The sequence below is a fragment of the Gordonibacter pamelaeae 7-10-1-b genome (assembly GCF_000210055.1).
Taxonomy (GTDB): Bacteria; Actinomycetota; Coriobacteriia; order Coriobacteriales; family Eggerthellaceae; genus Gordonibacter; species Gordonibacter pamelaeae.
In genome coordinates this window covers 1,577,958-1,580,686 of sequence record NC_021021.1, presented here as the reverse complement: position 1 = coordinate 1,580,686, position 2,729 = coordinate 1,577,958, and the positions used below count along the sequence as shown (strand labels likewise).

Below are 2,729 nucleotides of genomic sequence, written 5' to 3'. Positions count from 1 at the left end.
GGCAGGCACGCGGCGCTGCGCCCGAGCCCTCCGCCCGCGGCCTCGGGCGCTTCTTCGAGTTGAGCGCGTTGCCGGGTGCGCTGCCGATGGTGGTGCTGAGCCCGGCATTCGGGTTCGGCATCTTCTTCGTCGGGCTGTACGGCACATCCCTGGGCGTGGTAAACCCCGGGCTGTTCTACACGCTCTCGGCGTTGAGCATGATAGCCGTGCGCCTCAAGTCGAAGTCCTTCATGGACCGCGTCGCTCCCCTCAAGATCTGCACCGCCTCGACGGCCTGCGGGCTCGCCGGCTTCCTGCTGCTGCTCATGGCCGGATCGAGCGACCTCGCCTACTACGCGGCCGGCATCCTGTACGGCGTCTGCCTTGGCGTGAGCATGCCGCTCAACCAATCGGTGGCCGTGAAGAACACGCCCGCCGAGCGCTGGGGTGCCGCGAACGCCCTCTACCTTCTGGCGAGCGACGTCGGCATAGGCGTCAGCTCCATCGTTTGGGGGCTCGTCAACGACGCGGCCGGCTTCCCCGCCACCATCTGCTGCGTCATGGGCTGCATCCTTGCCGCCTGGGTAGTCGCCTGGTTCTCGTACCCGAGTACCAGGCGCGACCGCAAGAAGGCCTAGGGAAGCGTCGCGACGCAGACCCGGCAATTTAACCCGCTTCCCAAAGGACCTCTTAGAAGGGGCGTCCGAGCAGACAGCCGCATGCGACTCGTTGTGCCGCAGCCCGCCTCACGCGAGCCTCCGGATCAGTCCCCTTCAGGCTCCCCCGTTCCTTCGGTTAGCTCGTAATCGGTCTCGAGCACGTCTTCTATCAGGTTCGCGAAGTCGCGAGCTTTTTCAGACGTGGTCACCGGCTTGCCCGTGCGGGCCTCTATCTGCGCACGGGCCGCGCCGGCCACGCTCCCGCCCTCGCGTGCCACCTGGCGGCTCTCCTCGAAGCCCTCAGGCTGGCTGGCTTTCGAGAACTCCGTCGTCGTCACTTCCGCCAAGGTGTTCAGCACCAGCTCGAGCGTGGTCATGTTATCGCGCAGGTTCTCCTTCTTGAGGTCTTTGAGATCCTTGTACTGGCGAGTGGTCATCCCCGACCAGGCGCGCGTTATCTCGTCGGTGAGGATAGCGTACTCCTTGCCCTTCTCGACGCCGCGCCTCTCCCACTCGTCGGTGAGCCCCTTGCGCACCTGGATGGTTTGCAGGCGCTGGTTGACCCAGTTGCGATCGTACCCCTTTTTGAGGTACGTTTCCAGAGCGCGGTCGAGCGTCAACTCGGGGTCGATGATCTCGTCGATGCGCTCGGAGCCCACCTGCGCGAGCCACAGCTTGAACGGCTCGGCTTTCTTGGAGGGGATGGATTGGACGATACGGAGGATTTGCTCGGTGGTTGCTACGTCAGTCAGGCGCATTTTGCCGTCGGCGGCCTTCAGTTTCAACTGGTGACAATTTGTCACCGTTTCATTTCCCTCGTCCTTGAGGCGCTGCTTGAGCTTATTCCAGTATTTTCGGCCATCCTGGCTCTCCGTCAGAGCACCGACCACGTCGACGATGGAGAAGTACCACTCCTCCTCGTCCTCGTTCCACGCCGAGCGTATTTCCTGGCTTTCGAACAGCTTCACAGAAGAATCGACCATATGATTCCCTCCTTCGGTCCGGGGCGTTTTGGACAGGAGGGTGCTTGGTCGAGCACAACGCCATGCGATTTATCGATGACGTCAGTATATCATAAAGCGAACCTATGTTCTATACTAATTAATAAGGTTCGTCTAAATTCGCATGGGCTTGGGCATCGGCGTCCAAGGGGCAGAACTTCCCGGCATAGTAGCGGTCGAGGGCCACGAGCGCTATCATGCCGGCGTTGTCGCCGCAGGCGCTCAAAGGCGGAAGGGTCAGGCGCACGTGCAGGCGCTTGCAGAGCGCCTGGTAGGCATCGCGCAGCACCGGGTTCGCCGCCACGCCGCCGCCAAGGCAGAACGTGCGCGCGCCCGTTTGCCGCAGCGCCATCTCCGCCTTCTTCACCTGCACGTCCACCACCGCCTGCTGGAAGCTGGCGGCAATGTCGGGAACGTTGGGCTCGCGGCCGGCATCGCGCTCGTTGTTGATGTAGGTGACGACCGCCGTCTTGAGGCCCGAGAGCGAGAAGCGCAGGTCGCCCGAGTGCATCATGGCGCGCGGGAACGCGATGGCATCCGGGTTGCCGAGCGCCGCCTGCTGCGAGATCACGGGGCCGCCGGGATACCCCAGCCCGAGCGCCTTCGCCACCTTGTCGAACGCCTCGCCCACCGCATCGTCGATGGTGGCGCCGAGCGTTTCGTAATCGCCCCAGCCCCGCATATGCACGAGCATGGTGTTGCCGCCCGACACGAGCGACACCACGGCGGGTGGCTCGAAGTCCGGCGCGCCGATCTTGTTCGCGTACAGGTGGCCCTCAAGGTGGTTCACGCCGATGAGCGGCTTGCCGGCGCCCCAAGCCGCGCCCTTCGCGAACGCGACGCCCACCACGAGCGCACCCATGAGGCCGGGCGCGTAGGTGACGGCCACGGCGTCGAGGTCTGACCACGTCAGGTGCTCCAGTCCCAGGTGGGCGGCAGCCACGTCGAGGCATTCGTCGCACACACCGCAGATGGCCTCGATGTGCTTGCGGCTGGCTATCTCGGGCACCACGCCGCCGAAGCGCGCGTGGAAATCCACCTGCGAGGCCACGATGTCGGCCACGAGGTTGCCTTCGCCGTCCACGATGGC

Annotated in this window: 3 protein-coding genes; 1 reads left to right on the top strand and 2 read right to left on the bottom strand. The window is 64.5% G+C overall.

The features are described from left to right. Positions 1 to 617 (top strand): MFS transporter (locus GPA_RS07305; protein WP_197533078.1); only part of this gene is annotated, 617 nt, incomplete at its 5' end. Between the two features lie 125 nt (positions 618 to 742). Here the strand turns inward: GPA_RS07305 and GPA_RS07300 are convergent. Both GPA_RS07300 and tsaD read right to left on the bottom strand, forming a co-directional pair. Beyond that, the gene (locus tag GPA_RS07300) at positions 743 to 1,621 is read right to left on the bottom strand and encodes a BRO-N domain-containing protein (RefSeq protein WP_015539461.1); all 879 of its coding nucleotides are present in this window, start codon (positions 1,619 to 1,621) and stop codon (positions 743 to 745) included. A 118-nt stretch (positions 1,622 to 1,739) separates the two neighbouring features. Continuing rightward, positions 1,740 to 2,729: tRNA (adenosine(37)-N6)-threonylcarbamoyltransferase complex transferase subunit TsaD (gene tsaD, locus GPA_RS07295; RefSeq protein ID WP_041239236.1), on the bottom strand; the 990-nt coding region annotated here is incomplete at its 5' end.